The sequence below is a fragment of the Streptomyces sp. NPDC006207 genome, assembly GCF_040613835.1.
Lineage (GTDB): Bacteria > Actinomycetota > Actinomycetes > Streptomycetales > Streptomycetaceae > Actinacidiphila.
The window spans coordinates 131,347-152,891 of sequence record NZ_JBEXSX010000007.1; the positions used below are offsets into that span (position 1 = coordinate 131,347).

General features: G+C 71.3%; 20 protein-coding genes. 8 read left to right on the forward strand and 12 right to left on the reverse strand.

Annotated elements, in window-relative coordinates:
• Positions 1 to 241: 241 nt before the first annotated feature.
• The gene (locus ABZ312_RS07715) at positions 242 to 2,374 is read left to right on the forward strand and encodes a SpoIIE family protein phosphatase (protein ID WP_500436791.1); all 2,133 of its coding nucleotides are present in this window, start codon (positions 242 to 244) and stop codon (positions 2,372 to 2,374) included.
• A gap of 22 nt (positions 2,375 to 2,396) precedes the next feature.
• On the opposite strand, the gene ABZ312_RS07720 is transcribed toward ABZ312_RS07715, so the two are convergent.
• Both ABZ312_RS07720 and ABZ312_RS07725 read right to left on the reverse strand, forming a co-directional pair.
• Positions 2,397 to 2,675, reverse strand: coding sequence for a hypothetical protein (locus ABZ312_RS07720; RefSeq protein ID WP_500324683.1), 279 nt, complete (start codon positions 2,673 to 2,675; stop codon positions 2,397 to 2,399).
• A 100-nt stretch (positions 2,676 to 2,775) separates the two neighbouring features.
• Positions 2,776 to 3,612, reverse strand: a complete 837-nt coding sequence (locus tag ABZ312_RS07725) for a polysaccharide deacetylase family protein (protein ID WP_500436793.1) — start codon at positions 3,610 to 3,612, stop codon at positions 2,776 to 2,778.
• Positions 3,613 to 3,729: 117 nt separating this feature from the next.
• On the opposite strand from ABZ312_RS07725, the gene ABZ312_RS07730 reads away from it, so the two are divergent.
• From ABZ312_RS07730 to ABZ312_RS07740, 3 genes are read left to right on the forward strand one after another with little or no spacing between them, the layout of a single operon-like run.
• A complete protein-coding gene (locus tag ABZ312_RS07730) occupies positions 3,730 to 4,254 on the forward strand; it encodes a PadR family transcriptional regulator (RefSeq protein ID WP_500324680.1) in 525 nt (174 codons plus the stop codon).
• Positions 4,251 to 4,937 carry an ABC transporter ATP-binding protein gene (locus tag ABZ312_RS07735; protein ID WP_500436795.1) on the forward strand — a complete coding sequence of 229 codons (687 nt, stop codon included), beginning with the start codon at positions 4,251 to 4,253 and terminating at the stop codon, positions 4,935 to 4,937. Before ABZ312_RS07730 ends, ABZ312_RS07735 begins: the two co-directional genes overlap by 4 nt.
• Positions 4,934 to 7,300, forward strand: coding sequence for an ABC transporter permease (locus ABZ312_RS07740; protein ID WP_500436796.1), 2,367 nt, complete (start codon positions 4,934 to 4,936; stop codon positions 7,298 to 7,300). The genes ABZ312_RS07735 and ABZ312_RS07740 overlap by 4 nt, the downstream gene beginning before the upstream one ends.
• A 15-nt stretch (positions 7,301 to 7,315) precedes the next feature.
• On the opposite strand, the gene ABZ312_RS07745 is transcribed toward ABZ312_RS07740, so the two are convergent.
• From ABZ312_RS07745 to ABZ312_RS07765, 5 genes are all read right to left on the reverse strand, one after another.
• Complete coding sequence (locus ABZ312_RS07745; RefSeq protein WP_500324674.1) at positions 7,316 to 8,335, reverse strand: LacI family DNA-binding transcriptional regulator; 1,020 nt, start codon at positions 8,333 to 8,335, stop codon at positions 7,316 to 7,318.
• Between the two features lie 38 nt (positions 8,336 to 8,373).
• On the reverse strand, positions 8,374 to 10,650 hold the full coding sequence (gene yicI / locus ABZ312_RS07750; RefSeq protein WP_500324672.1) for an alpha-xylosidase: 2,277 nt from the start codon (positions 10,648 to 10,650) through the stop codon (positions 8,374 to 8,376).
• Between the two features lie 179 nt (positions 10,651 to 10,829).
• Positions 10,830 to 11,615: a carbohydrate ABC transporter permease gene (locus ABZ312_RS07755; protein ID WP_499517024.1), complete on the reverse strand. Its 786-nt coding sequence runs from the start codon at positions 11,613 to 11,615 to the stop codon at positions 10,830 to 10,832.
• Between the two features lie 32 nt (positions 11,616 to 11,647).
• Positions 11,648 to 12,550 carry a carbohydrate ABC transporter permease gene (locus ABZ312_RS07760; protein WP_500324670.1) on the reverse strand — a complete coding sequence of 301 codons (903 nt, stop codon included), beginning with the start codon at positions 12,548 to 12,550 and terminating at the stop codon, positions 11,648 to 11,650.
• On the reverse strand, positions 12,547 to 13,788 hold the full coding sequence (locus ABZ312_RS07765) for an ABC transporter substrate-binding protein (RefSeq protein ID WP_500324668.1): 1,242 nt from the start codon (positions 13,786 to 13,788) through the stop codon (positions 12,547 to 12,549). Before ABZ312_RS07765 ends, ABZ312_RS07760 begins: the two co-directional genes overlap by 4 nt.
• Before the next feature lie 773 nt (positions 13,789 to 14,561).
• Between ABZ312_RS07765 and ABZ312_RS07770 the strand changes: the two genes are divergently transcribed.
• Positions 14,562 to 14,879 (forward strand): hypothetical protein, encoded by a 318-nt coding sequence (locus ABZ312_RS07770; protein WP_500436797.1) that lies wholly within the window; start codon positions 14,562 to 14,564, stop codon positions 14,877 to 14,879.
• A 90-nt stretch (positions 14,880 to 14,969) separates the two neighbouring features.
• On the opposite strand, the gene ABZ312_RS07775 is transcribed toward ABZ312_RS07770, so the two are convergent.
• Positions 14,970 to 15,437 carry a hypothetical protein gene (locus ABZ312_RS07775; protein WP_500324665.1) on the reverse strand — a complete coding sequence of 156 codons (468 nt, stop codon included), beginning with the start codon at positions 15,435 to 15,437 and terminating at the stop codon, positions 14,970 to 14,972.
• Between the two features lie 401 nt (positions 15,438 to 15,838).
• Here ABZ312_RS07775 and ABZ312_RS07780 point away from each other — a divergent pair, with 401 nt between their 5' ends.
• From ABZ312_RS07780 to ABZ312_RS07790, 3 genes are all read left to right on the forward strand, one after another.
• Entirely contained in the window at positions 15,839 to 16,171 is a 333-nt protein-coding gene (locus ABZ312_RS07780) for a tetratricopeptide repeat protein (RefSeq protein WP_179279764.1), read from the forward strand.
• Positions 16,172 to 16,309: 138 nt separating this feature from the next.
• The gene (locus ABZ312_RS07785) at positions 16,310 to 17,455 is read left to right on the forward strand and encodes an alpha/beta hydrolase (RefSeq protein ID WP_500356328.1); all 1,146 of its coding nucleotides are present in this window, start codon (positions 16,310 to 16,312) and stop codon (positions 17,453 to 17,455) included.
• A gap of 111 nt (positions 17,456 to 17,566) precedes the next feature.
• Entirely contained in the window at positions 17,567 to 18,271 is a 705-nt protein-coding gene (locus ABZ312_RS07790; protein WP_500324661.1) for a TetR/AcrR family transcriptional regulator, read from the forward strand.
• Positions 18,272 to 18,388: 117 nt separating this feature from the next.
• Here ABZ312_RS07790 and ABZ312_RS07795 read toward each other — a convergent pair whose 3' ends face one another.
• From ABZ312_RS07795 to ABZ312_RS07810, 4 genes are all read right to left on the reverse strand, one after another.
• A complete protein-coding gene (locus ABZ312_RS07795; RefSeq protein ID WP_500324659.1) occupies positions 18,389 to 18,724 on the reverse strand; it encodes a nuclear transport factor 2 family protein in 336 nt (111 codons plus the stop codon).
• 104 nt (positions 18,725 to 18,828) lie between these two features.
• Positions 18,829 to 19,734, reverse strand: a complete 906-nt coding sequence (locus ABZ312_RS07800; protein WP_500436799.1) for an SDR family NAD(P)-dependent oxidoreductase — start codon at positions 19,732 to 19,734, stop codon at positions 18,829 to 18,831.
• Between the two features lie 215 nt (positions 19,735 to 19,949).
• Positions 19,950 to 20,693 carry an SDR family oxidoreductase gene (locus ABZ312_RS07805; protein WP_500324655.1) on the reverse strand — a complete coding sequence of 248 codons (744 nt, stop codon included), beginning with the start codon at positions 20,691 to 20,693 and terminating at the stop codon, positions 19,950 to 19,952.
• A 237-nt stretch (positions 20,694 to 20,930) separates the two neighbouring features.
• Positions 20,931 to 21,167, reverse strand: a complete 237-nt coding sequence (locus tag ABZ312_RS07810) for a hypothetical protein (RefSeq protein WP_500324654.1) — start codon at positions 21,165 to 21,167, stop codon at positions 20,931 to 20,933.
• Positions 21,168 to 21,545: the final 378 nt, after the last annotated feature.

Consider the following 21,545-nt stretch of genomic DNA (forward strand, 5'->3'; position numbering starts at 1 on the left):
GGCGGGGGCGTGGTTGCAACTTTAAACCAGACGCGACGGCGAGCCCTTCCCGCTCCCGCGGGGAATCCGGGACCGGGTCCCGGAATCCCCGGCCCGGCCCCGGGGCCGGGCCGGGCCGGGCCGAGATGCCCCCACCTGTCGGCGGGGACTATCGTCCACATATGGGAGCGCCCCGGCCACGCCGAAACGGCGTTCCCCGGCGGCGAACGGCCCGTTGGTCACCGCGCGGGGCCGCTGGGTGATGAGCGGGAGCGCAGCGCCCGGCGCCGCGCCGGAGGAAGAGGCCGCACTCGACCAGGCTCTGGCCGAGGTGGCGAGAATCACCGGGTCCCACGCTGCCGGAGTCTTCCTGCTGGTGCCGCACGCCCAGGCGCTGCGCCTGGCGGTGGTGACGGGCCTGTCGGCCGGAGTGGTGCGGCCGTGGTCGCGGCTGGCGCTCGCGACACCCGCGCCCGTCTCCACGGTCGCGCGCGACGGGCGTCCGGTCTGGGTGCACGGCCACGACGAGCTCGCCCGCCGGTTCCCGCGCACCGCCTTCGCACTGCCCTACCGGCTGGCGATGTACGTCGTGCCGTTGCACACGGGCACCACGGTGTCGGGCGTGCTGCAACTGCTGTGGCCCGACACCCGTCCCGACCGGCTCGCCCAGGAGGAACGGGCCGCCGTGACCCACGCCGCCGACCGGATGGGCGCGCTGCTGACGCGGGCCGCCGCCAGGGGGCGGCCGCTGCGGCCGGGCGCCATGCCCCGGGTGCTCGCGCCGGACCCGCCGCCGCCCCTGCCGCCCGCCGAGGCCCAGGCCGCGGCGGAACTGACGGAGCGCCTGGACGACGGGGTGCTCGCGCTGGACCTGGAGGGGCGGGTGACCTTCCTCAACGCCACGGCCGCCGAGCTGCTCGGCCGCGGCAAGGCCGAGCTGATGCACACCCGTCTCTGGGAGTCCCTGCCCTGGCTGATCGACCCGGCCTACGAAGACCCGTACCTGGCCGCGCTGTTCAGCCGGCTCCCCACGGACTTCACCGCGCTGCGCCCCCCGGACGACTGGCTGTCCTTCCGGCTCTACCCCGACACCACCGGGATCAGCATCCGGCTGCGGACCGCCCCGGCCCCGGCGGGCGACCGGCTCCCGCCGGCCACACCCTCCGGGACCGCGCCGACCCGCGCCGGCGCGCTGTACCACCTGCTGTACATCGCCTCGTCCCTCACCGAGGCGGTCGGCGTCCAGGACGTGGCGACCGCCGTCACCGAGCAGATCATGCCCGTCCTCGGGGCCGACGGCCTGTCGTTGCTGATCGCGGACGAGGGGCGGTTCCAGGACGTCGCCTCCCACGGTTTCCCCCGGACCCACAAGGACTTCTTCCGCGGTCTGTCGCTGACGGTCGACACCGCGGGCTCCCGCGCCGTCGCCACGGGTGCGCCGCTCTTCTTCAGCGACGTCGACGCGATACGGCAGGCCTTCCCCCTCGTCGCCCCCTACACGCGGATGGGCGCCTGGGCGTTCCTCCCGCTGAACGCCTCGGGCCGCACGATCGGCTGCTGCGTCCTGGCCTTCGCCCTCCCCCGCGCCTTCCCGCCCGACGAGCGCGCCGCCCTGACCTCGCTGGCCGGCATGATCGCCCAGGCGCTGGAACGTGCCCGGCTGTTCGACACCAAGAGCCAGGTCGCGCGCACCCTCCAGACCGCGCTGCTGCCGCACTCCCTGCCGCACGTGCCCGGCCTGCGCGTCGCCGCCCGCTACCTCCCGGCGACCAGCGGCATGGACATCGGCGGCGACTTCTACGACCTGATCCGCCTGGACGGCGCCGGGGCGGCGGCCGCGGTCATCGGCGACGTCCAGGGGCACAGCGTCAACGCGGCGGCGCTGATGGGCCAGATCCGCACGGCGGTGCACACCCACGCGAGCACGGGCGCGGCCCCGGACGAGGTGCTGACCCGGATCAACCGCCTGTTGAACGACCTCGACACCGACCTGTTCACCAGTTGCCTGTACGCACAGCTGGACGTGCCCGGGCACCGCGCGCTGCTGGCGAGCGCCGGCCATCTGCCGGCGCTGCTGCGCCACCGGTCGGGTCGCACGGAGATCCTCGACGTACCGCCCGGGCTCCTGCTCGGTGTCGACGTGACCGCGGACTACCGGGCCGCGGAGGTGCCCATGCCGCCGGGGAGCGTGCTCACCCTGTTCACCGACGGCCTGATCGAACGTCCCGGCACCGATCTGGGGACGGCGCTCGGGGAACTCGCCGGCCGGCTCGCCGCGGCGCCCGTCCGTTCGCTGGACGACTTGGCCGACGAGCTCCTGCGGGAGGCCCGGCGGACCTCCGGGGGCCGCGACGACATCGCCCTGCTCCTGGTGGGCCCGGTGCCCGGGCAGTGACGGGCGGGAGGTCCGCGCGCGCTCAGGCCGCCCGGCCCGCGAGACGGAACCGGCCGAGGGTGTCCTGCATCAGCCGGCGCACCTCGGCCCATGTGCCGTCGACCGCCGCGTCGCAGCGCAGCACGCGCTCCGTGGGCTGGGCCGCGAACCAGCGGGCGCGGCGCAGCGCGTCGACCCCGGCGATCGTCCCGGCCACCACGTAGTAGTGGCGGACCAGCGCCCCCGAGCCGCCGCGGTGTCGCAGCCCGACCAGCCAGACCACACCGTCCTCGTCACCGTTGTGAGGGTGGGTGTCCGTCATGTCTTTCTCCCGCCACACGCTCCCTGCTCCGGTCATCCACGGTGCCGCCGAAGCCACCGGCGGGGCCACCTCCATCCGGCCGCGTCCCCCTCGGATCCGGTCAGGGGCGGTAGACCGCCCCGGGCTGCGGGGTGCCGGGGGCGAGCAGCTGCGGAACGGTCACGAAGGTGAAGCCCCGCTTCTTGAGCGCGTCGATGATGCCGGGCACGGCCGGCAGGGTGCCCCGGTAGCCCTTGGCGGCCGGGCCGGGGACGAGGTCGTGGAGCAGGATGATGCCGTCGCGGTCGGCCTGGTCCAGGACGCGCTTGGTGATCAGGTCGGGGTCGTTGGTCTCGTAGTCCTTGGCGGTGACGCTCCACAGCACCTCGGAGAGGCCCATCTCACGGGCGATGCCCTGGACGGTGTCGTTGGTGCGTCCCTGCGGCGGGCGCATGAGGGTGGGCCGCCGGCCCGTGATCCGCTCTATCGCGTCGTTGGGACGGCTCAGCTCCTCGCGTATCTCCTCGGGCTCGATCTGCGTGAGGATCTTGTGCGTCCAGGTGTGGCTGGCGACCTCGTGCCCCTCGGCGGCCATGCGCTTGACCATGTCCGGGTAGCGGTCGATGTGCTTCCTGCCGAGGAGGAAGAAGGTGGCGGGCACCTGCTTCTCCTTGAGGACGTCCAGCAGCTGCGCCGTGTGCTTGCTCGGTCCCGCGTCGAAGGTGAGCGCGATGCACTTGGCCTTGCGGCAGTCGACGCTGCCGAAGGTGCCGGTGCCGGTCTTGCCGGCCTCCTGCCGCACGGTGCCCGGGGAGGTGGTCTCCACGCGGGTGCAACCGGTGAGCGCGAGCGCGAATGCCAGGGCGGCCGCGGGAAGCACCGCCCATCTGCGGGCGGTCCGGGCGGAGGCGGCGTCGCGTCGGGCGGGCAGGAGGCTTCGGAGCCGGGTAGTTCGCATGGCCGCGACTCTACACAGGGGGTATACACGCAATTCATAGCGGGGGTGCCCCCAGCTGCACACCATCGCGACATCGCGTCTGCATGACGTGTATACCTCATGTGTATATTGACGCGCATGTCCATCGGTCACACCCTCCTGGGCCTCCTCGAATCCGGGCCGCGCCACGGCTACGACCTCAAGCGCGCCTTCGACGAGCGATTCGGCCACGACCGGCCGCTGCACTACGGGCAGGTCTACTCCACGATGTCGAGGCTGCTGAAGCACGGCCTGGTCGAGGTCGAGGCCATAGAGCCCGGCGAGGGCCCCGAACGGAAGCGGTACGCCATCACGGAGGCGGGCGTCACCGACGTCGCACGGTGGCTGGCGACCCCGGAGAAGCCCGAGCCGTACCTGCAGTCGACCCTCTACACCAAGGTCGTCCTCGCGCTGCTCACCCAGCGCGACGCGGCCGACATCCTGGACGTGCAGCGTGCCGAGCACCTGCGGCTGATGCGCGACCTGACCGAACGCAAGCGCACCGGGGACCTGGCCGACCAGTTGATCTGCGACCACGCCCTGTTCCACCTCGAAGCCGACCTGCGCTGGCTGGAGCTGACCGCGGCGCGGCTCGACGGGCTCGCCCGGGAGGTGAGCGCGTGACGCCCGCAGAGCCCCTGCTCACCGCCGACGGCCTGCACAAGAGCTACGGCCGGACGCCGGCCCTCGACGGGGCGGACTTCTCCATACGCCCCGGCGAGGTCGTCGCCGTGATGGGCCCCTCCGGCTCCGGCAAGTCCACCCTGCTGCACTGCCTCGCGGGGATCGTCGTCCCGGACGCGGGCACCATCACCTACCGCGGTCGTGAGCTGTCCGCGATGAACGACGCCCGGCGCAGCGCCCTGCGGCGCAGCGAGTTCGGCTTCGTCTTCCAGTTCGGGCAGCTCGTCCCCGAGCTCACCTGCGCGGAGAACGTGGCGCTGCCGCTCCGGCTGGGCGGCACCTCCCGCAAGGAGGCGACGCGCACCGCCCTGGAGTGGCTGCGCAGGCTGGAGGTCGAGGACGTCGCGGGCCAGCGGCCCGGGGCCATCTCCGGCGGGCAGGGACAGCGGGTGGCCGTCGCCCGTGCCCTGGTCACCGGCCCCCGCGTGCTGTTCGCCGACGAACCCACCGGAGCGCTGGACTCCCTCAACGGCGAACGCGTCATGCAGCTGCTCAGCGCCGCCGCCCGCGAGACCGACGCGGCGGTCGTCCTGGTCACCCACGAGGCGAGGGTCGCCGCGTACTCCGACCGCGAGGTCGTCGTGCGTGACGGGAAGGTCCGCGACACGGCGCGCGTGGCATGAGCTCGGGCGACGCCCCCGGCACCAGCCGCCGAAGCCGCATCCAGGACCTGGCGATGGGTGTCCGGTTCGCCGTCACCGGTGGCCGCGAGGGCTGGGTGCGTACGCTCCTGACCGCCGTCGGGGTCGGCCTGGGAGTGGCCCTGCTGCTGCTCACCGCCGCGCTGCCGAACGCCCTGACGCAGCGTCACGACCGCGAACGCGCCCGCAACGACATGACGTACACCTCGGTCGTCAAGCACCGGGCCGACGACACCATGCTGATCGCGACGGTCGACACCACCTACCGCGACCAGGCGGTACGGGGCCGCCTGCTGCAGCCCGAGGGCCGGCGTCCACCGCTGCCGCCCGGCGTCGCCCGGCTGCCCGGGCGCGGGACGATGGTGGTCTCCCCCGCCTTGCGGCGGCTGCTCGCCTCTGCGGAGGGCCGGCTGCTGAGCGAGCGCCTGCCGTACCGCATCGCGGGCACCATCGGGCAGGACGGGCTGGTGGGACCGGACGACCTCGCCTACTACGCGGGGACCTCCGGGCTCCCCGCCGGCGCCGGGGCCGGGGCCGGGCAGACCGTCCGCGTCGAGCGCATCCACGCCTTCGGCTCAGTGGACCAGGGCAGCACGACGGACCCGGTCCTCGTGCTGCTCGTCCTCATCGTCTTCGTGGCGCTGCTGATGTCGGTCGGCGTGTTCATCGCGGCCGCCGTCCGCTTCGGCGGGGACCGCCGCGACCGCCGGCTCGCCGCGTTGCGCCTGCTCGGTGCGGACGCCGGGACCACGCGACGCGTCGCCGCGGGCGAGGCCCTCGCCGGCGCCGTGTGCGGACTCGCCGTCGGCGCCGTGCTGTTCGCGGCCGGTCGCACCCTGGCGGGCCAGGTCGGCTTCTACCGCGTCAGCGTCTTCCCCGGCGACCTCACGCCGGCGCCCGCCCTCGCCGCCCTGGTCGCCGTCGCCGTCCCGGCCGCCTCGGTGGCCGTGACGCTGCTCGCGCTGCGCGGCGTGGTCATCGAGCCGCTCGGTGTCGTCCGCGCGAGCAAGCCGCCTCGCCGCCGGCTGTGGTGGCGCCTGCTGCTGCCGCTCGGCGGGCTCGCCCTCCTGTACCCGATGGTCGGACAGGGCCGCGACCGAGGGAACTTCAACGAGGCGCTGGTCGTCGGCGGCACGGTCCTGCTGCTGATGGGCGTCACGGCACTGCTGCCGTGGATCGTCGAGGCCGCCGTCGACCGGCTCGGCACCGGCGCTCCCTCCTGGCAGCTCGCGGTCCGCAGGCTCCAGCTGAACAGCGGCACCGCGGCCCGCACGGTCAACGGCATCGCCGTCGCCGTCGCCGGGGCGATCGCGCTCCAGATGCTCTTCGCGGGCGTCGACGGCTCGTACACCCGCAGTACCGGGAACGACCTCTCCCGGGCCCAGATGGAGGTCTACCTCCCGGCCGCCGACTCCCCCGCGGACGCCGCCCGGCGGCTCACCGCGGCCGACGCCGTGCGCGAAGCGACCCCGCTGTCGGTGGGGATGCTCGGCGAACGTGCCCAGGACCCGCAGCGCTACGTCGAACTGACCGTGGGCACCTGCGACGCGCTGCGCGTGGTGGCGAGGGTCTCCGCGTGCCGCGACGGCGACGTCTTCGTCGTCCGGGACGGGGAATACGACGACGACACCGTCCGCACGGCCAGGCCAGGACACGTCGTCTACCTGGACCCGGGCTACGCCGGCGCGCCGGGACGCGGACTCGCCTGGCACCTGCCGTCCGGCCTGAAGCACGCCCACACCCGCGCCGACCCGAGCGGCTACAAGCGCGGCGGCGTCCTCGTCACCCCCGGGGCGCTCCCCCCGTCCGCCGCCGGGACGGTCACGGGCAGGGTCTACGTCTCGATCGACCGCTCCGTCCCGGACGCGCCCGAGGGCGTCCGCAACACGGTGGCCGCGATCGACCCGCTCGCCGACGCGCACGACTACGTCACCCGGACCGAGTCCGCGCGCTTCGCCTCGATCCGCACCGGGTTGTTCGTCGGCGCCTGCTGCGTCCTGCTGCTGATCGGCGCGAGCCTGCTCGTCTCCCAGCTGGAGCAGTTGCGCGAGCGGAAGAAGCTGCTGTCCACCCTGGTCGCCTTCGGCACCCGCCGCAGCACCCTCAGCCTGTCGGTGCTGTGGCAGACCGCCCTCCCCGTCGGCCTCGGCCTCGCCCTCGCGTGCGCGGTGGGCCTGACCCTCGGCGCGGTGCTGCTCCGCATGGTCGGTGCGCCCGTCACCGTCGACTGGCCCGACGTGGGCGCCATGACGGGCGTCAGCGCGGCGGTCGTCCTGCTGGTGACCGCGCTCAGCCTCCCTGCCCTGGTCCGCATGATGCGACCGGACGGCCTGCGCACGGAGTGACGGCGACGGGGCCGGTCACGGGGCCACGGCCGCCGGCGGGGCGGTCGTGGCCCGGGGGGTCAGGACCGCGGAGAGCACGGTGGTCTCCGGCACGTCGTCACGGCCGGCGAGCTTGGCCAACAGGAGGTCCACCGCGCGGGTGCCGATCTCGGCTGAGGGGATCGACACGGAGGTGATGGGCACCGATGCCTGCTCGGCGGTCTCGTCGGGGCAGATCGCGGCGACCGACAGGTCCTCCGGTACCCGCAGGCCCATGGCCTGGAAGGCGGCGATCAGGGGCTGGGTGATCGGCTCGTTGTGGACGACGATCCCGGACAGCCCCGGCTGTTCGCGCAGCAGTTGCTCGGCCATGGCGCGCGCGGCGGCCGGGGTCTCCGGGCAGGGGTGGACGGACGAGCGCAGGCCGAGCCGGTCGGCGGCGGCCGTGAATCCCGCGGCGACCCGGCGGGCGAACCCGGTGCCGCGGACGTAGACCTCGGGGGGTGAGCCGACCAGGGCCACGGTCCGGTGGCCGAGCGAGGCGAGGTGCTCCACGCACGCCTCGCCGGCACCCGCGAAGTCCAGGTCGACGCAGGTCAGCCCGGCCGGGTCGGAGGGGAAACCGATCAGCACGGACGGCCGGTCCATGGTGCGCAGCAACGGCAGCCTGCGGTCGTCCATCTCGACGTCCATGATGATGAAGGCGTCCGCCATGGCGCTCTGGGCGACCCGGATGATGCCCTCCTCCCCCTCGCTCTGCGTGAGGAGGAGGACATCGTGGTCGTGCTCCCGGGCGGCGGTCAGCACGGACGTGGCGAATTGCATGACCACAGGCACGTGGATGCCCTTCCGGAGGGGCAGCACGAGACCGAGCACCCGTGACCTGCTGCTGGCCAGGGAGCGGGCTCCGGCGTGCGGCCGGTAGCCCAGTTCACGGATGCTGTCCTCGATGCGCCGCCGGGTCTCCGGGGAGATCGGCCGCTTGCCGCTGAGGGCGTAGCTGACGGTGCTCGGCGACACGTTGGCGTGCCGCGCGACGTCAGTGATCTTGACCATGCAACTCCCTTCCCGTACGTGCGTGCAGCAGACCGCCCTCAGGAGCCCGCGAGCTCAAGGGTGAGGACGGCGGTACCGGCCGCCGCACGCACGGAGGCTCCGCCGGCCACCTCGACGCCCCACGGGAGCGACGCGTCGGAGGTCTCGGCCCGCAGCGTGGAGCCCTCGCGCACGACGGTGATCTCGGCCGCGGCCGTGCCGTCCTCGCGGGGGATCCGCACGGTGGTGCGGGAGCCGTCGGCGGGCTCGAAGACCCGGACGGTGACGTCGTCCGCCCACGCGTAGTCGGGGCGGTCGGTGACCGCGCCGACCGGGATCGCGGAACCGGGCCGGGCCAGCAGCGGGACGCTCAGGTAGTCGTGGGTCTCGCGCACCCAGCGCGGACCGGTGACCTTCTCGCCGGTCGTGAAGTGGGTCCAGGTGCCCTCGGGCACGTAGTACGACACCTCGCCGTCCTCGGAGAACACCGGCGCGACGAGCAGGTCCCCGCCGAGCATGTACTGGCGCTCCAGCGAGGCGCAGCCCGGGTCGTCCGGGAACTCCAGCACCATGGCCCGCATCATCGGGACGCCCTCGGTGTGCGCCTGGTGCGCGGCACCGTAGAGGTAGGGCATGAGGCTCAGCTTGAGCTTGGTGAAGTGGCGGAGGACGTCCACCGCCTCCTCGTCGAACAGCCACGGCACGCGGTAGGACGAGGAACCGTGCAGCCGGCTGTGCGAGGAGAGCATGCCGAAGGCGGTCCAGCGCTTGAACAGACCCGCGTCGGGCAGCCCCTCGAAGCCGCCGATGTCGTGGCTCCAGTAGCCGAAGCCGGACAGGCCGAGCGACAGGCCGCCGCGCAGCGACTCGGCCATCGACTCGTACGTGGACTCGCAGTCGCCGCCCCAGTGCACGGGGAACTGCTGGCCGCCGGCCGTGGCCGAGCGCGCGAAGAGCACGGCCTCGCCCTCGCCGCGGTGCTTGCGCAGCACGTCGAAGACGGTCTTGTTGTACAGCTGCGTGTAGTAGTTGTGCATGCGCTCCGGGTCGGAGCCGTCGAACCAGGCGACGTCGGTGGGCACGCGCTCGCCGAAGTCGGTCTTGAAGCAGTCGACGCCCATGTCGAGGAGGGCCTCGAGCTTGGACGCGTACCAGGCGCAGGCGTCGGGGTTGGTGAAGTCGACCAGGGCCATGCCGGGCTGCCACAGGTCCCACTGCCACACGCCGCCGTCAGGGCGCTTGAGGAGGTAGCCGGCCGCCTTGCCCTCGGCGAACAGCGGTGAGCGCTGGGCTATGTAGGGGTTGATCCACACGCAGATGTGGAGGTCGCGCTCCTTCAGCCGGCGCAGCATCCCCTCGGGGTCGGGGAAGACGCGCGGGTCCCACTCGAAGTCGCACCAGTTGAACTCGCGCATCCAGAAGCAGTCGAAGTGGAAGGCCGACAGCGGCAGGTCCCGCTCGGCCATGCCCTCGACGAATCCGGTGACGGTCTGCTCGTCGTAGGAGGTGGTGAACGACGTGGTCAGCCACAGCCCGAAGGACCAGGCGGGCGGCAGGGCCGGACGGCCGGTGAGCGCGGTGTACTTGCGCAGGATCTCCTTCGGCGTGGGGCCGTGGATGACGTAGTACTGCAGCTGCTGCCGCTCGGCGCTGAACTGGACGCGCGAGACCTGCTCGGAGGCGACCTCGAAGGAGACCTTGCCGGGGTCGTCGACGAAGACGCCGTAGCCGGCGTCGGTCAGGTAGAACGGGATGTTCTTGTAGGACTGCTCGCTGCTGGTGCCGCCGTCGGCGTTCCAGATGTCGACGGTCTGGCCGTTCTTGACCAGCGGGCCGAAGCGCTCGCCGAGCCCGTAGACGGAGGTGCCGACGGCCAGCCGGAGCTGCTCGCGGACGTGGTGCTCGCCCTCGGCGGTCTCCATCAGCGCCATGGCCTTGACGTCGCTGCTGGTGAGGGTGCGTCCGTCGGCCTGGAACTCCATCCGCCACTCGCCGTCGAGGCGGAAGCGGACGCTCAGGTCGCCGGAGGTCAGGACGGCCTGCTCCTCGTCGACCGTCACGAGGGGCTCGTGCGACTCGTGGTGCAGCTCGAAGTGCGGCCCGGTCTCGACGTCGCCCTCGAAGTGGGTGATGCGCACACCGATGACACCGGGCATGGGCGCGGTGCAGTCGACCGTGACGAGCGGGCCCTTGAGCAGGTCGCCGCGGTGCCGGATGTGCTGGGTGGGCGCGTGGACCCGCAACGTTCCGGGGCCCGGGACGGCATCGAGGACCTCGGCCGGATACGCCGCCGTGACGCCTTCGCGCAGCAGCCAGTACCCGTTGGTGAACTTCATGGTCGATGCCTTTCCCGGTGGGCGGCCACCGGCGTTCTCGGTACGTGTGGGAGCAGGTGGGGCCGGCTCTGCCTCCTGCCGCGGAGCGGGGAGGCAGCGGGGAGGCAGAGCCGTGGGCGGGCCGCGGGGAGGTCATCCGCCCGGGTGGAGGGCCACGGACACGGTGGTCCGGGCGCGGATCACTTCACGGCGCCGACGGCGATGCCGCGGGTGAGGGTCCGCTGGAAGAGCAGGAAGAAGACGATCGCGGGCAGCGCGCCGAGCAGGCCGGCCGCGTTGGTCATCGTCGCGTCCATCAGACGCTGACCCTGGAGCACGCCGAGCGCGACCGAGACGGTCTGGTTGTCGTTCGACGGCAGCATGACCAGGGGCAGCAGGAACTCGTTCCAGGTCCAGATGAAGAAGAACACCAGCAGGACGCCCAGGGTGGGCCGGCTGACCGGGACCACCATCCGCCACAGGATCTGCCAGCTGTTGGCGCCGTCGATCCTGGCCGCCTCGATGATCTCCTTCGGGAAGGCTCCGAGCACGGAGGAGAGGAGGTAGGTGCCGAACGCCGCCTGCACGACGCTGAAGACGATGATCAGGCTCAGCCTGGTGTCGTACAGGCCCACCTGCTTGGACAGGTAGTACAGCGGGTAGACCAGCGCTTCCTGCGGCAGCACGTTGGCCAGCACGAAGAAGGCGAGGAAGTACGCCTTGCCCTTGATCCTCCCGATGCCGATCGCGTACGCGTTCAGCACCGAGAGGATGACGCCGAACACGGCCACCGAACCTGAGATCACGATCGAGTTGATCAGCGTGTGCCCGAAGTTGACCCGGGTCCAGAAGTCCGTCAGGCCGTCCAGGTGGAGGCCGTGGGGCAGCGAGAGCGGGCCGTGCGCGGAGTAGTCGGCGGGCGACTTCAGCGCGTTGATGAGCACGATCAGGAGCGGCAGCACCATGAAGATCGCGCCGAGGATCATGGCCACCAGCACGGGGTAGCGCTTGAGCGCCTTCACTGTGCGTCCTCCGATCGGGTCTGGAAGCGCAGGCCGACCGTGGTCAGCGCCAGGATGATCAGGGTGAGGACCGTCGCGATCGCCGAGCCGTAGCCCACGTCGGTCTTCTCGAAGAAGGTCGAGAAGGAGAAGTAGGACGGGACGATGGTCGAGTCGGCGGGTCCGCCCTTGGTGAGGACGTAGACCGCGCCGAAGACCTTGAGGGCCGCGATGGTGCACCACAGCATCACCACGTAGATCTCGGGGCGGATCTGGGGCAGCGTCACGTGCCAGAAACGCTGCCACCAGTTCGTCCCGTCCAGCTCGGCCGCCTCGTAGAGCGAGGGATCGACCCGCTGGAGTCCCGCCATGAAGATCACGACGGGGAACCCCAGCTGCACCCAGACCATGACGGCCATCACGCTGTAGAGCGCGAACTTCGGGTCACCCAGCCAGTCCTGCTGGAGCGAGCCCAGGCCGACCGCCTTCAGCAGCTCGTTGAGCGAGCCGTTCTCGGGGGCCAGGATCCAGCTCCAGACGATGCCCGCCACGGTGATGGGCAGGACCTGCGGGAGGTAGAAGCAGGCACGCAGCACGCTGGCCAGCTTCGAACCGAAGTGCTTGCCGATGAAGTCGAACAGCGCCGCGGCCACCACCAGGCCGACGGCGGTGGGGATCACCGCCATCGCCAGGACCATGGCGACGCTGTGCCGGAAGGACTCCCAGAACCGCGAGTCCTTCATCAGCTCCCGGTAGTTCTCCAGCCCCGCCCAGGTGGGCGAGCCGACGCCCTGCCAGTGCGTGAAGCTGAAGTAGATGTTCATCACGAACGGCACGATCACGACGGCCAGGAAGGCGATGACACCCGGGATCAAGTACAGCGCGTAGGGATTGCGCAGCCGGAGGGGTCGGGCACTCATGACGTGGGCGCACCCGCGTCATAGGCCTTCTGCAGCTCGTCCAGGACCTGGTCCGGGGTGCCGCTGCCGGTGATCAGCTTCTGGGTGGCCGAGACCAGCACGTCGTAGAAGCCGGGGACCGGCCAGTCGGGGTAGAAGGCGAGACCGTCCTGGTCCGAGACCTTGTTGAAGTTCTCGATCAGCTCCTTGGAGCTGGGGTCGGTGATCGCCGAGGGCTCGGCCGCGACGGGCACGCCGCCGTTGTTGCCGAGGGTGTTCTGGATCCCCTTCTTCATCGTGATGTCGATGAAGTCGTAGGCCAGCTGCTTGTTCTTGGCGTTCTTCGGGACGACCCAGAGGTTGCCGCCCGAGCCGAGGGTCATCTTGGACTCCGGGAAGAGGAACGAGCCCCACTGGAACTTGTTCTCGTCACGGAAGCGGCCGTACCACCAGCTGCCCGAGAAGAAGATCGGGGACTTGCCGCCGATGAAGGAGACGCCGGCGTCCTCGGCCTTGGCGCCACTGCTCGTCTTGGCGATGTAGCCCTTCTTCACCCAGTCCGACAGGGTGTTGGCGGCGTACGTCCAGGCGGCGTCGTGGAAGTCCGCCTTGCCCTTGTAGAGCTCGAAGGAGTCGACCCAGCTGCGGTCGGCCTTGGTCAGGGCCAGCTGGTACAGGTACTGGTGGGCCGGGTACTCGGCGCCGCCGTTGGCGAGCGGGGTGATGCCCTTGGCCTTGAAGGCGGCGAGCGCCTGCTCGAACTCGTTGAACGTGGTCGGGACCTTCACGTTGTTCTTCGCGAAGAGGTCCTTGTTGTAGTACACCATCGTGTACTCACCGAAGTTCGGGATGCCGTACCAGTTGCCGGAGCCCATGACGCCCTTGGCGTCGTAGCGGCTGGTGGTGGTGACGCTGGGGCTGAGCAGCTTGTCCCAGCCGTACTTGGTGACCTGCGGGGTGAGGTCGGTCAGCAGGCCCTGCTTGGCCAGCAGGCCGGCCGTGGCGTTGCCCTTGTTGTACTCCATGAGGTCAGGGGCGTTGCTGGAGTTGAGCACCATCGAGGCGGTCTTCTGGATCTGCTCGAAGCCCTTGGCCTCGAACTCGACCTTGACGCCCGGGTGGCTCTTCTTGAACTCCTCTATCGCCTGGTTCCAGGCGATGCCCATGGCACTGTTCGGGGCTTCGTAGTGCCAGAGCTTCAGCGTCTTGCCGTCGCCCTCCGCACCCCCGTCCGAGCTTCCGCACGAAGTGATGAGCATGGCGCCCGCAAGGGCAGCTGCTGCGAGAGCCAGCGGTCTGCGCACCTTCAACATTGAAGTGACCTCCACCTGGGCCGAACGAGTGAGGCGTCCATCGAATGGTTTCGATGCGACGCGTCGAAGCGCTTCGACGCAGGACCGTATGCAGCGATCGCGGATATGTCAATGGTGTTAACAAATCGCCGACCAGCGATTTTGAAGCGTTACCGACGCGCAACAGCTGCGCGACATGCGACGGATGCCCGGAGTGACCACATGGGGACGCAGCGGTGCCGCCGGAGGGGCGGAAGCGCTTGACAGCGAAGCGGATTCATCTCTTCCGGATTCCGGAGGGAAATTCCCCTACACCCCACTGGCATCACTTGCCCCTTCTGTCGCATTTGCCATATCAGCCCCTGCGGTCACGGGGGACTCGTGGCGGAAGGGGTCGCACCGCGGCCTCAACCAGTTTGGTCCGAGGGCCCGTTGGGCGGCCGCTGACGCAACGGAACCTATGCGGTACGCACGGTTGAAAGGGCGTCACAGTAGAGCAAAAGATACCAATATGCACTTTTTGTCGGATCCCTTTGACGGACGGCACAAAACGTGCCTACCGTTCATATAGGGACGTCTTCAACTACAGATATCTGTTCCGGCGTTCCACGTCCGTGAGGTGCGTCCGCACCAGACGCCCGCACCCCCATCTGCGCCGGGGTCACGCGCACGATCCGGCGCGACGGCGGCCCGCTCCGTGCGGACCGCGACCCGAAGTCCAGATCCCCGAAGGGGGAGTCATGCGCACGCTTACCATCCGCAGGATCGCCGCCGCCGCCGTGGTGGCGCCCCTGCTCGCCTTCGCCGGAGCCACCGCGGCCAGCGCGGCGACGCCACAGACAGCACCCACCACCGCGCAGTCCGTCGTCGACCACGGCGGCGGCTGGGGCGGCGGACACGGTGGCGGCCACGGTGGCGGCCACGGCGGCTGGGGCTGGGGGAACGGCTACGGCTGGGGCGGCTACGGGGGTTACGGCGGCTATGGCGGTTACGGCGGCTACTACGGCTTCTACCCCGGCTTCTACGGGACCGGCTTCTACGGAGGCTTCTACCGCTGAGAGCCATATCCACTGAAGATCATCGAGGAACGACCGACGGCCCCCGCGACGCGGGGGCCGTCGGCGTGTCCTGCGCCGTCGCGCGCCCGCTCAGTCCCACAGCTCGCGGACCGGGTCGTGCGGCCAGGAGGGTTCGGTGTCGGGGTAGGTGATCGTGAGCTTGGTGAAGTGCCGCAGGTGCGGGTCCTCGGGCCAGGGCTTGCTCTCGGAGAGCCTGATCTTGACCGGGAAGGTGTGGAAGTGGCCTGCCGCGCAGTACGGATCGCAGTCGTTGGCTTCCTCGTAACCGGTGCCCACGGCCGACTCGCTGCCCCAGTGCGACCAGTACAGACCGCCCAGCCGGTCGTTCCCGTCCCCGCAGGCCAGGAGGAAGTCCGGGGGCATCACCAGTCCCCGGCCGAAGCACGTGACGAGCACCGTGGCGTAGGTCGGGGCGGCGCCGCCAGGGGCGGCCCGGGCCGTCGCGGCGCCGGCGGCGGCCGTGGCCGGGGCGGCCGCGACCACGGTCGCGAGGGCGGCGGACGCGGCAGTCAGGGCGAGGGTGCGGAGGAGTGGCATGTCGTTCTGCCTTCCTGGCCGCTGCCGGGGGTGGTGGCGGTCGTGGGCGAGGATGCGGTCCGGAGTGCCGCTGCGGGGTCGCGGGATGCGGGGGCGCGGTTGCCGGCGTCCCGAGGGGCCGCTGTGCGGCGGAGAACGGGAGCGGAGGAGAGCGGAGGACGGCGGGAGATCCTCGGACGTGCGGCCATGCGGCCTCGAAGTCACGTTCCCCCAGGAGGGTGAGGCGCGCAACCCGGCCGGGCCCCATCCGACTCCGGACGACACGTACGGTGATCGGGCGGGCACACAAAGATTCCGGCAGATCAAGGGGCGGAGTGGAACAAATCAGACACTTGCCCCGGTTGGAAGGCATACCAAGGAGACCGTCCTTCGACCGAGGTGATGCAGTAGTGGGCACCGACATGAGCAGTCCGACCACGGAGACGTTCAAGCGCGCCGTGCTCTTCTTCAACCGGCAGCGCTACGCCGCCGCGGCCCGGACGCTCGCGTCCATCGTGGACGTGGCACCCCGCAACATGGCGGTGCGCATGCTGCTGGCCCGGTCGTACTACTTCTCCGCGCAGCTGTCGCGGGCCGAGGCGGAGCTGCGCGACCTCCTGCGTGCCGAGCCGCAGGACGCGCACGCGCACCTCCTCCTCGGGCGCACGCTGGAGCGTCAGGGCCGGCTCGCCGAAGCGGCCCCCCACCTGCGGCTCGCCGACGCGATGACCGCCTGGGACCTCGTCGTGGTCTGACCCTCCGGGCCCGGTGAGGCCGCGTGGCGCCGACGCCCGCGGGCCACTCCCCCGGCCCATCCCCGGTTGTCCGGACCGTACCGCCTCCGCAGGCTGCTCACGTGGGGGCCATCGACCGACCACGGTTCGGAGACCGCAATGACCTGTCCGCACGTCCGGTCCATAACGCGACGCAAGGCACGCTACGCCGTCGCAGTCCTCCTCGCGGCGGCCGCGGGCCTCACGGCCTGCGGCGAGAGGGCGACGAACGTCCTGCGCGTCGACCACGCGGTGCCCGCCGACACGCCCGCGCCGAAGGTGCCGTGCGGCAACCCGCCGGTGCGGCTGGACCCGCAGGACCAGGACTTCCTCGACCAGCTGGCGGCGGCGGACGGCCCGCCGCTGTACACGCTCTCCTACACGGCCGCCCGGGAGGTGCTGAACAAGCTGCAGGCGGGCCCGGTGGACATGCTCCCTGCGCAGATCAGCGAGCGGACCGTGCCCGGCGGACCGACCGGCCCGGTGTCCGTGCACGTCGTACGGCCCGAGGGCGCCAAGGGGGACCTGCCCGGGATCGTCTACATCCACGGCGGCGGGTGGGTGCTGGGCAACTTCAAGACCCACGAACGCCTGGTGCGCGAGCTCGCCAACGGCGCGCAGGCGGCGGTGGTCTTCGTCGACTACACCCCTTCGCCCGAGGCCCAGTTCCCCGTGCCGATCGAGCAGGCGTACACCGTGGCCAAGTGGGTCGCCGACCACGGCGGCCAGATCGGCGTGGACCCCTCGCGGCTGGCCGTCGCCGGCGACTCCGTGGGCGGTGACATGACCGCCGCCGTGGCGATGATGGCCAAGCAGCGCGGCGGACCCGACTTCCGCCGCCAGGTGATGCTGTACCCGGTCACGGACGCGAACTTCGACACCGCCTCGTACAACCGCTTCGCGGAGAACTGCTGGCTCACCAAGCCCGCGATGAAGTGGTTCTGGGACGCGTACGCCCCCCGCCTCAAGGACCGGCAGAACCCGCTGGCCGCCCCGCTGCGCGCCACGGTCGACGAGCTGCGCGGCCTGCCTCCGGCGCTGATGATCACGGACTCCGACGTCCTCCACGACGAGGGCACCGCGTACGCGGAGAAGCTGCGGAAGGCCGGTGTGCCCGTCCAGCTCACGCACTACCCCGAGATCACGCACGACTTCATGATGCTCAACGCCCTCCGCGGCACCGAGTCCAACAAGAAGGCGGTGGCCGAGGCCACCACGGCGCTGCGCGAGGCGCTGCACGGGGAGGGCTCCGGCCCCGCCAAGTGACCCTCCCGGCACGCGGGACGTGGAGGGGCGGCCGGGCACACCCGGCCACTCCTCCACGGTCTGACGACCGAGAAGTTTCCCTTGGTAACAAATTTCTGTTATCGTCGATTCATGGAGGAAAGGGCGACCACCCGAGAGCGGATCATGTCCGCCGCCGCTGCCCTGCTCGCCGAGGGCGGCCGCGACGCGGTCTCGACCCGGTCGGTCAGCAAGGCGGCGGCCGTTCAGCCGCCGACCATCTACCGGCAGTTCGGCGACATGCAGGGCCTGCTCGACGCCGTCGCGGCGGAGGGCTTCGCCGACTACCTGCACCGCAAGACCGACCGGGTGCGGGCCACCGACCCGGTCGAGGACCTGCGCTGGGGCTGGGACCTGCACATCGAGTTCGGTGTGGCCAACCCGGAGATATACCAGCTGATGTTCGGTCAGCCCAGGCCCGGGGCCGAGCCGGCGGCCGTGACGGAGTCCTTCAACGTCCTCCGCGGCCTGGTGACCCGGGTCGCCGAGGCGGGCCGGCTGAGCGTCGACGTGGAACGCGCCATGCTGATGATCCACTCGGCCGGCTGCGGGGTCGTCCTGACGCTGATCGCCACGGTGCCCGAGGCTCGCGACCCGGAGCTGTCGCCCCGGACGCGGGAGGCCATACTCGCCGCCATCACCACCGCGGAGCCCGAGGAGGCCGCCGAGGAGGAGCGCCGGTCGATCGCCCGTACCGTCGCCTTCAAGGCCGTGCTCCCCGAGATCGGGGAGATCCTCACGCCCGGTGAACGCATCCTGCTGAACGAGCTGCTGGACCGCATCACGCACTCCGCCTGAGCCGCCACGCGCGGCGGCTCAGGCCGCCGCGGCCGGTCCGCTGCAGAAGAACGCCCGGTGGGGAGCCGTCATGTGACGGTTCCCCACCGGGCGTTCGCGTGTCCCGGCACCTGCCTGTCAGCCGGTGATCCTCATCAGGGCGACCCTGTCGCCCTCGACGGTGAAGGCGAAGTCCGACGGGCCGTTGAATCCGTCGCCGCCGACCTGGGCGGAGACGATCACCTGGTCCCCCCGCCGGGTCACCGCGGTGACCTTCAGGGAGACCTTGACGCCGATGAACTCGCGGTCGCTCCATCCCTCGACCGCTTCACGGCCCTCGAAGCGGCGGCCCCAGTCGTCCACCGCGCCGTGCTCGGTGAACTGGTCGAGGAAAGCCTCGGTGTCATGGGCGTTCGCCGCGGCGACGGCGCGCCGTACGGGCTCGGGAAGCTCGGGAAACTCGGAGGTGGTCATGACGGTTCTCCTTCTCGGTGCCTCCCGGCGCACCGGCCCCCGAAGGGTCCGGTGCGCCGGGAGGCCGCGGCGGGTGGCTGCTGAGCCGGTCGGCTGTGGGGCCGTCAGGCTTCGGCGCGGGGGCTGAGCAGGTCGTCCAGGCCGATCCGGTGGTAGAAGTCCTGGCGGATGCGGTCGGCGACCACGGAGACGGCCTCCGAGCCGTCGTCGGCGGGGTCGATGTGGGTGCGGAACGGCCGCTTGCCGGCGGGGAGCCCGACGACGCGGACGATCTCGCGCGCCACCTCCGCCACGTCGGCGTCAGCCGGGGTGATGGCGGCCAGGGCGCGGCCGACCTGCTCGGTCAGGCCCTCGTACCGGGTCTCGTAGGCCGCGACGGTGCCGGTGTCGGCGGGGTGGCCCGCGTTCGCGAAGTGGTTCGTGCCGGAGGTGAAGGCGCCGGGGACGACGATGGAGGTGTCGATGCCGAAGCGGGCGAGCTCGGCTGCGTAACTGACGGCGACGGCGTCCATGGCGGCCTTAGCGGCGAAGTACGGCGCCAGGTAGGGCGGGGTGCCCCCGCGGGTGCTGCTGGACCCGACCCAGAGCAGCAGACCGTGTCCTTGCGCCCGCAGGTGCGGCAGTGCGGCGCGGTTCACCCGCTGGGTGCCCAGCACATTGGTGTCGTAGACCGCGGCCATCTCCTCCGGGGTGAAGGCTTCGGTGGGGCCGAGCACCATGTGGCCCGCGTTGTGGACCAGGACGTCCAGCCGGCCGGCCTCGCTCAGGACGGTGGCGACGGCGCGGTCCGCGCTGTCCTGGGACAGCACGTCGAGTTCGACGACCCGCAGGTCGATGCCCTCGCGGGCGGCCCGTTCACGTACCTGCGCCGCACGCTCGGCGTTGCGGCCGGATATGTCGCGCATGCTCGCGTAGACCGTGTGGCCCGCGGAGGCCAGAGCGTGGGCGGCCAGCGCGCCGAATCCGGAGCTCGCACCGGTGACCAGGACGACGGAGGACACGGGGGACATGACGGATCTCCTTGGGCTGATGGGGACCGGTCCCGGCGGCTGTGGCGTCCGGGCCCCGGGTCGGGGTGGGGTGGCACGAGGTGGTGGATCTGCCGGGGCAGGATGCGGTCGAGGTGCGGGGTGCCGGGCGGGTCGACGACCCGGCGGTCCGGCGGACGGACCGGCGGTGCGGTGCGGTGCCCGGAGGGGTCGCGCGGAGGTGTACGGCCGGCGGGTCAGGCCGCTCCGCCGTTGGCGAAGATCGTCTGACCGTTGATCCAGCGACCGGGGCCGGCCAGGAAGGAGACGATCTCGGCGACGTCCTGAGGGGAGCCGAGGCGCTCGAGGGGGTTCAGCTTCGCGAACCGGTCTATGGTCGCCTCGTCCTTGCCGTTGAGGAACAGGTCGGTGGCGACCGGGCCGGGCGCGACGGCGTTCACGGTGATGTCGCGGCCGCGCAGCTCCCGGGCCAGGATCAGGCTGATGGCCTCGACCGCACCCTTCGACGCGGCGTACGCCGCGTAGGTCGGCGTGGCGATCCGGGTCTGGGACGAGGACACGTTGATCACGGCGCCGCCCTCGCGTAGCCTGCGGGCGGCCTGCTGGTTGACCACAAAGGTGCCGCGGATGTTGGTGCGGTGCATGCGGTCAAGGGCGTCGAGGTCGAAGTCCGCCACGGTGTTCAGGATCATGAGGCCGGCCGAGTTGACCACGACGTCCACACCGCCGAACTCCCGCTCCGCGGCGTCGAAGAGCTCCTGGACCGCCTTCTCGTCGGCGACGTCAGCCTGAACCGCGAGGCCGGAACCGCCGATGGCGGCGATCTGGGTGACGGTCGCGTCGGCGTCGGCCTGGTTGCCGGCGTAGGCGACGACGACCGCCTGGCCGTCGGCGGCCAGGCGCAGCGCGACTTCGCGGCCGATGCCGCGGGAGCCGCCCGTGACGATCGCGACACGGCGAGTGGTGGTGGTCTCGGTCATGGCGGTCTCCTGATCGCGCGAGGGGGGCGACTCCTTCCGTCGCCCCGCTTCCGATGATAACGGTGCCACGTTATCGGCGGAAACGCAAGCAGCGATAACGCTGACTTGTTATCGCCGTACACATGGGAGTCCGCGGTGCGCACCGCCCCGCACGCACGGGGGCCGCCGCCCCTGTACGGGGGCGGCGGCCCGGGGGACCGACGGCCGTCACGCGTGGGCGCTCAGGCCGGCCGGAGGTCAGTGGAAGCGACCGCCGAAGAAGAAGGGGTCGAAGAGGTAGGGCCCGAAGAGGTACGAGCCGAAGAAGCCGCGGTCGAAGCGGTAGGAGTCACGGTGGTGGCCGCGCCCACCGTGACCACGGTCGTAGCCGCCGCGGCCGTGGTCGCCCGTGACGTGGGTTCCCTTGGTGCCGGCGAGGTCCGGGGTGGCGGCGCCGGCGGCAGTGGCACCACCCAGCAGAACGACAGAGGCCACACCGACAGCGGCCACAAAACGGGAAACGCGCATACTGACTCTCCTGTCTCGGCGGGCACCGTGGCGATACCCGCAGGGTTCCGACATGGAGAGCCTGCGTCGAGGACATCCGCGCCGCACGACGGAATTCCGTCACGCTCCGTCACGCGACGCCGCGTCAGGTGCGGCGAACGGTGGACTGCGGACGGCGTGCACAGCGCCGAATTCCTGATGATCACGGGTCCGACGGGGCCTCAATGACTCCACCACGCACCGTAATCACGAACCGTCACGTCCGGACCTCCCGACGAGTGAATCCTCGTCACCGACAACGTACGCCAACGCGGCCACCCAGCCCCCGGGACGACCGAGCCGACCGCGGGCCCGGAGCGGATGGGA